The sequence below is a fragment of the Paenibacillus filicis genome, assembly GCF_038070315.1.
Classification (GTDB): domain Bacteria; phylum Bacillota; class Bacilli; order Paenibacillales; family NBRC-103111; genus Paenibacillus_G; species Paenibacillus_G filicis.
Genome location: NZ_JBBPCC010000026.1, coordinates 109,917 through 116,612, shown reverse-complemented (window position 1 = coordinate 116,612; position 6,696 = coordinate 109,917). Strand labels below are relative to the sequence as shown.

The 6,696-nt window shown below is 47.5% G+C and carries 6 protein-coding genes; 2 read left to right on the top strand and 4 right to left on the bottom strand.

Going from position 1 to position 6,696, the window contains the following annotated elements; genetic code table 11:
- Positions 1–201: 201 nt before the first annotated feature.
- Positions 202–1,377, bottom strand: coding sequence for an SEC-C metal-binding domain-containing protein (locus WMW72_RS30090; RefSeq protein ID WP_341419278.1), 1,176 nt, complete (start codon positions 1,375–1,377; stop codon positions 202–204).
- A 285-nt stretch (positions 1,378–1,662) separates the two neighbouring features.
- Here WMW72_RS30090 and WMW72_RS30085 point away from each other — a divergent pair, with 285 nt between their 5' ends.
- Both WMW72_RS30085 and WMW72_RS30080 read left to right on the top strand, forming a co-directional pair.
- Positions 1,663–2,658, top strand: coding sequence for a sugar-binding transcriptional regulator (locus WMW72_RS30085; RefSeq protein ID WP_341419277.1), 996 nt, complete (start codon positions 1,663–1,665; stop codon positions 2,656–2,658).
- Positions 2,655–2,993 (top strand): bh protein, encoded by a 339-nt coding sequence (locus tag WMW72_RS30080; protein ID WP_341419276.1) that lies wholly within the window; start codon positions 2,655–2,657, stop codon positions 2,991–2,993. The genes WMW72_RS30085 and WMW72_RS30080 overlap by 4 nt, the downstream gene beginning before the upstream one ends.
- An 84-nt stretch (positions 2,994–3,077) precedes the next feature.
- Here the strand turns inward: WMW72_RS30080 and WMW72_RS30075 are convergent, their stop codons facing one another.
- Genes WMW72_RS30075 through WMW72_RS30065 form a run of 3 tightly spaced genes read right to left on the bottom strand, consistent with a single transcriptional unit; the run spans position 3,078 to position 6,679 of the window.
- On the bottom strand, positions 3,078–3,857 hold the full coding sequence (locus WMW72_RS30075; protein ID WP_341419275.1) for a Cof-type HAD-IIB family hydrolase: 780 nt from the start codon (positions 3,855–3,857) through the stop codon (positions 3,078–3,080).
- Positions 3,858–3,884: 27 nt separating this feature from the next.
- On the bottom strand, positions 3,885–4,931 hold the full coding sequence (locus WMW72_RS30070) for an ABC transporter ATP-binding protein (RefSeq protein WP_341419274.1): 1,047 nt from the start codon (positions 4,929–4,931) through the stop codon (positions 3,885–3,887).
- Positions 4,928–6,679: an ABC transporter permease gene (locus WMW72_RS30065; RefSeq protein ID WP_341419273.1), complete on the bottom strand. Its 1,752-nt coding sequence runs from the start codon at positions 6,677–6,679 to the stop codon at positions 4,928–4,930. Before WMW72_RS30065 ends, WMW72_RS30070 begins: the two co-directional genes overlap by 4 nt.
- Positions 6,680–6,696 lie beyond the last annotated feature (17 nt).

The window sequence follows — 6,696 nt, the reverse complement described above, 5'->3', positions numbered from 1 at the left end:
AAAAAGGCCCACAGCCTCCTTCGCCCATCGCGGGTGCATCGGGCCCGCCAGAGGCTCCGGGTCAAGCTGCGGCTCGCTGTTTGCTAGATTCTGCTTTCAAAGGTTACACTTTTTAATTGACAGTCTCGCTGTTTCTAGGTCAATATTGAGTTATTGTGCTTCATGAGTTGAACACTTACTATCCATCCATTGTCTGCACGATTAATTTATCGCGACGTCCTCGTAATGGATTTTTGCCCATGAAATAAAATCCAATAGTTGCATGTCTAAAGAGATATTTTTCACTAAGAGGTACTCTTCCAAACTAATAAATTCGCCATGGGAAATCTTATTGCGAATTGGATATATCTCCATCATTCTCTCATAAACATTTATCATTGAATCAGAGATATACGGAATATCATTGACTTTAATGTAATCACAGATTTCTTTCCACATTCTTCTCTTTATAGTCGATTCTCCATTGTGTTGAGAAATTAACACTCTAAATTCTTGTTCTATTAATCCCGTAAAATAGTTCACAAGCCCAGTATAAGAAACCTTATCCTGTGGTGCTGATTCCATTTTTTTCTCTTGATAAAGAACTGTAGCTAAAGCTTTTTTAGACTCTTCCGACAATCCATGAAGCTTATGTACAAAGCTCTCGTACTCATGTTCGAACTCATCAAGAGGTATCCACTCCATATGAATGTAGTGTTCAGTCTCCGCTGAAGCCTCATTTAGAACTAATAACTTAGGCTCGTAGGTTAGATTCCAGCTATCTAATCTATGACCTGAACCCACATAAACGGTGACGCTGTCTATTTTCTTGTTTTCAGGAACCCCTGCTTTTATTATGCTATAACATAATTCAGTTAAAACAAGCATAGCACCGTAATCCATTGTTTCTACGTCAGAAAGCATCAGGTATTCATCTAAGTTTGATTCCATGAGCTGCTTCAATAGGATTCTCTCTTGGGATGACAGCTTTTCACCCGTTCTAACCAACTCTCTAAGTCCAGGAACCTGAAGTGCAATTTGCTGATCAGATAATCCCTTCATCTCAAATATATCTTTCCATACTGATATAAACTTATTTTCTGGATCATCAGCCAACTCGACCAAATCATTACAAATTGTTTCTATTACACTATCTTTTTTATGTTGTCTCCGAAGATAAATAGACACTTGCTCTAATTGAGCAAGGCATAGCTCTCTAATACCCTTTGCAGAATCATGAGTAGGAACTGCTGGGTTGGTCACGATGACTTTCTGAGCCGCTTCTCTCAGATTTGTTATAGGAGTATCCGACATATTTTGCTCTTTGCTCATACAACACTTCTTATACTTCTTTCCAGACCCACAAGGGCATGGCTCATTTCTTCCATACAGTGACATTGACACTGCCTCCTTCATCGGGAACTTCTTCAGGAAATAATCCTGGATCTGTTCGGCTCCCATACGGCTATCATAATGAATACAATTCGAATTATCCATACTTATAAATGAAATTTCCAATCTATTGCGAGGTCTGGGATGCTCTAATGGTCATGACTCATCTATGTAAATAAGCAATCGGTTTCATTTACGCTTCTTAACGCATTCTTAACTTGACCTGCCAAATGATTTTCAATATAGTTATTACAATTGTATGACGATAGAACAAATGTAAGGCGGTCGCTCATGTTAAATTCGGAAGAGAGAAAGCTGATTGTCAAGATAGCTAAGCTGTACTACTTTGAGTCCTGCACACAAGAGAAAATAGCCACGAAGCTCGGTATCTCCCGTCCTGTCGTCTCTAAGCTATTGCAAAAGGGACGCGATGAGGGTGTTGTTGAGATTGTGATTCACGATGATAGGCTGGAGACAAGCGATCTGGAGAAAGAGCTTGAGACCGTATTTGGCCTACAGCAGGCGGTAGTGGTACCCAGCCGTGATTTGAATCAGGAGCAGATATATAGTGCTGTTGGCAAGGCGGCGGCTTATGTTGTTCTGAAGTCAATTAAGCAGGCTGAGCGAATCGGCGTATCTTGGGGGCGGACGTTGTTTCATATGGTGAAGGAATTCCCTTATGAGAAGAAGGAAAATCTCAAGATCGTTCCGCTAGTTGGCGGCATAGGCAATGATCGGACGGAGTTTCACTCTAATCAAATTGCCTATGAACTGGCCAAGAAAATGGGCGTCAGATGCGAGTCGCTTTATGCACCAGCCTTGGTTGAAACCGAAGAACTTCGAGATCAGCTAGTCCTGCTGCCGCATATTTCCTCTGTCTTGGAGGAAGGCAAACTGATTGATCTGGCGATTGTCGGGATTGGGAATCCCTTGGCGATGTCTACCATGGAGCAGTTCGGTTATCTGAACCAAGATGTGCTGCAGGAGTTGAAAATGTCGAACGCAGTAGCGGATTTGAATTCGCGATTTATCGACCAAGACGGCGTCCCGTGCAATCACCCGATTAACAACAAGGTTATAGGGATTGATTTGGAGCAACTGAAGGCCGTCAAACTTGTCATTGGGATAGCGGTTGGTGAGCATAAGGTTGATAGCATCCTGGCTGCGTTGAAAGGGAAATACGTGAATGTGCTGATTACGGACGAGTTCACTGCAACGAGTCTTGCGGATCGTTTAAAAGAAGTCGAGAACCTTTATGCCCATTTGAATGTGGAGGAATCAACATGAAAGAAAAAACACTCGAAACCTTCCTCTTTTGCAACCATTGCAAGGAAGAGGAGGGTCATATCATCGTCTATCTGAATAACCGGATTTCCGAGATTAAATGTCAGACATGCGGGCTGAAGCTGTCCATACAAATCGACTTATCGCATGAACTTTATAATGAGGTATACAAGCGTATTCGTTCGAAGCCGGCGCGTATGACGGAGGAATACCGCAACCATATAAGCCAGTTTCTGATGACTCTTCCGGTCCGGGTCATCAGCAAGCCATACCGAGTGTACCGAGAGGTCAAAGAAATCCGCGGCTATTTCCGAAAGTATGACGTGAAAAGAGGCTAGGCCGTTCAAAAGAAAAGCAAATCCCAAAGCCCTCTGAACGTAACGACTTGCCCTGTAGGGGCCTGCGTTCAGAGGGATTTCTATTCAAAGCAGGCCTACGAGTTCCAGCCCGTAAGCAATGCCGTCATGGCTAACGTCCTTGGTGACGTAGCGGGCGGCTTTTTTTACGGATTCGGGGGAATTGCCCATGGCTACACTGTGGCCTACATACTGGAACATCTCCATATCGTTAAGGTTATCTCCGAAAGCATACACCTCTTCTTTAGCAAAGCCGAGCTTGTCAATGAGTCGCTCGATGCCCTGTGCCTTGGAGCCTCCACGGGGCAGCACATCTGTAGAAATGTTGTGCCAGCGGACGAAATCCAGCTTATCGAACCTCTTGATATAGGCAGGCTCTTCTTCTTCCTTACAAAATAGCATCGCCTGGTAAATGTCCCGGCCTACATAATAGTTCGGATCGTACTCGGGGTGCGCATAGCGCAAAGAGCCGATGCCTTCTTCCACATAGGAATGGTAGCTGCTGCTGCATCTCATGCCCTCATGGTCGAGGTATACGAGGGGATGTTCGCCGTGAAACGCATATTGAGAGAGGGCGTGCAGCACATCCGTGGGGATTGGGTTGGCATAAAGCAGCTTGCCATGATGCATCACATACTGCCCGTTAAAGCCGACGAAGGAATCAATACTGAGCTCGTCTTGCAAAGGCTTAAGCATGAACGGAGAACGACCTGTGGCGAAGGCGACCTCGTGGCCCGCTTCTTTCAGGGCTAGAATCGACTCTTTGGTGGAAGTCGGCAGCTTTTTATTGTGGTCAAGCAGAGTACCATCGATGTCGAAAAAAATCATTCTTCTGTCAAGCGTCATGTAAACACCTCGGATACCGTCATTAATCTATAGCTGTTCGCTCGCTGGCAATGTCAGGGTAACCTGATCATTGAGTCGAAAATGCTCGGGTGAGCTGAGTTCACATTGTCCATCTTCCGTTAGGATATGGTAATGAAATTCCTTTCCCTGAAACTGAACGTTCGTCACTTTGCCTTGAATCCCCGACTGGCCCGGAGCGCTAAGCCGGAATTGATCCGGTCTTACCGGGTACATACCGTTTTCCTTGAAATAAGCCGCGACTCCGTCGCCCTTCCATTGTACGGTGCCGTCTGAGCTTATCGGAGCAAAGTGATCGTGATGCCAGCGTCCCCGGATGAGATTCGCTTTGGATACAAACTTGGCGACGAATTCGGTTTGCGGATGCAGATAAATGTTCTGCGGTGAATCGATTTGTTCGATATGTCCATCCTTCATAACGACAATGCGATCGGCCATGGCCAGCGCTTCGCCTTGGTCATGCGTGACGTAGACGATTGCTGTTCCGGTCTGCCGGTGGATCGACTGAATCTCCCGGCGCATATCCATACGCAGCATAGCATCGAGACTGCTGAGAGGCTCATCCATGAGAAGCAAGGACGGCTCGGCAGCGATGGCGCGTGCAATGGCCACACGTTGTTTTTGTCCGCCGGACAGCTCATGCGGCATGCGTGTGCTGTGCCCAGATAAGCCTACCATCTGGAGCACGCTTGCCATACGCTCTTGCTCCTTATCCCGGATATAGGAGGGAGTTTCCCTATGATGACGAATGGGAAAGCGGACATGCTCGGATACATTCATATGCGGCCAAAGGGCAAACGCCTGAAACACCATGCCGATTCTCCGCTTCTCCGGCGGGAGGCTAAAGCCAGGCCTCGCTACGGTGGTTTCGTTCATGCGAATCTCCCCTGTTGTCGGCTGCTCGAATCCGGCGAGCATGCGCAGCAGGGTCGTTTTGCCGCAGCCGGAGGGCCCCAGGATGGCCACAAATTCGCCTTGGGCAATCGATAAATTCAACGATTTTAAGGCTTGAAAGCTTCCAAATTTTTTGCTGATATTGATGCACTGAATACTCATAGCCGCTGGACTCCTTTATTCGATGAGGATTTCTGGAAAAGTGCCAGCACTCCCATCCCTACGATGATCAAGAGAACGATTAAGCTGGATAAGGCCGTAGAATACAGCGTACTTCCCGCTTGTTCAAAACTGAAGATCGTGACGCCGATCGTTTGCGAGCCGGTCGACCACAAGAGAGCAGACACCGTAAGCTCAGTGAACGCCGTCAGGAAGACGAGGAATGCGCCGCTAAGCAGCCCCGGCAGCAGCAGCGGCAGAAGGATGGTTACCCATTTTCTCCACAAGCCAGCTCCGAAAATATGCGCCGCTTCTTCCATCGATGGATCAACTTGAGTAAAGGCCGTGATTGCCGCCCGTACTTGAAGGATAAGAAAACGGCATACATAAGCGATAAACAGGATGCGAATCGAGCCGTAGATGCCCGGGTTCCAGCCTGGAATCGGCTCCATCCACATGAATATCATCGATAGCGCGAACACAATACCCGGCAGTGTATAGGGAAGAGCTACGGCAAGCTCCGCTGATTTGGTCAGCAACGAGGGTTTCCGCACCCGAACATAGGCCAGCAGGGAACCAAGCACCAGGCAGATCGCCAGCGTTGTGACCGAAAGCAACAGACTGTTCTGAATCGATTGCCACACCTTCGAATTCTCAAGCAAAATATATGTATAGTTAGAAAACGTCAAATTCGCCCACTGGAAAGGAAGCCCGTACGCCTTTTTCAACGAAATGGCAACCATCGAAATCAGCGGAACAGCCGTGATAAGTGCGAGGAACGCCCAAATGGCCCCCGTCACCCATGTCCGATGCTTGCCAAGTGAATAGCGCGGACTGTTATCCACGATAACGGTATCTGAAGCTTTGATTTTTCGAACGATAATCCACTGCAGCAGGGTACCCAGGATGGCGATGATCCCAAGCATGACGGATAATGCAGCTCCACGTGAGAAGGCAGTAGGGCCAAATCCGATAATTTCCTCATAGATCAAGGTACTAAGCACGGAAATGTTCTTCGGAATACCCAGGAAAGCCGGAATTCCAAAGTTATCCAGAGAGGCCAGAAATACGAGCAAGGCTCCTGCTGTCAGGCCAGGTAATGCCAAGGGAAGAGTGATAAGTCGGAACGTTTTCCATTTGCCGGCGCCGCTGGCTCGGGTAGCCCATTCCAGATCGCGCGGAATTTTCTTCAATACATCGACCGTGAACATGTAGACGAGTGGGAAATGATGAATGCCCATGACGAAAATAATGCCGCCGTAACTGTACATGCTCCAGGGCTTTGCATGAGGGTTAAACAGGTGCAGCACCTGAGCTGCCAAGCCTTGCGTACCCATAAAGGAAGACCACGATAAGGTCAGCACGTAGGAGGGCAAAATAAAAGAAATCAGAATCGCCATATGGAGTATTTTCTTGTGCTTGATATCCGAATAGGCCATCAGCCAAGCGGCGAGCACACCAAGTGCAATGGAGACCAGGGAGGAGCCGACGACGATGATGAATGTGTCTGTTAGCGTCTTCCACAGGCGACTTTGCTTCAGCATGTCCGCATAATGTGCGAATGTGAGTCCGTGGCTACCTTCAACGCTTAAGTACATCAGTCTTACAATAGGCGTAAAGAAGAACACGATTAAGACGACAATGGCGGCTCCGAGCAACAACCGCTTCACAAACGGATTGGGAAAGGAATGGAGGGAGGGGTTGCCCCCTTGCCCCTCCTCTGCAAGCTTAAGATCTTTGGAATCGATCATCTGTCTGTACGCTCCGC

Excerpts from the sequence above, each read along its gene's own strand:
- WMW72_RS30080 (WP_341419276.1), top strand. The coding sequence starts at position 2,655 with ATGAAAGAAAAAACACTCGAAACCTTCCTCTTTTGCAACCATTGCAAG.
- WMW72_RS30075 (WP_341419275.1), bottom strand. The coding sequence starts at position 3,857 with ATGACGCTTGACAGAAGAATGATTTTTTTCGACATCGATGGTACTCTG.
- WMW72_RS30065 (WP_341419273.1), bottom strand. The coding sequence starts at position 6,679 with ATGATCGATTCCAAAGATCTTAAGCTTGCAGAGGAGGGGCAAGGGGGC.
- WMW72_RS30070 (WP_341419274.1), bottom strand. The coding sequence starts at position 4,931 with ATGAGTATTCAGTGCATCAATATCAGCAAAAAATTTGGAAGCTTTCAA.
- WMW72_RS30085 (WP_341419277.1), top strand. The coding sequence starts at position 1,663 with ATGTTAAATTCGGAAGAGAGAAAGCTGATTGTCAAGATAGCTAAGCTG.
- WMW72_RS30090 (WP_341419278.1), bottom strand. The coding sequence starts at position 1,377 with ATGTCACTGTATGGAAGAAATGAGCCATGCCCTTGTGGGTCTGGAAAG.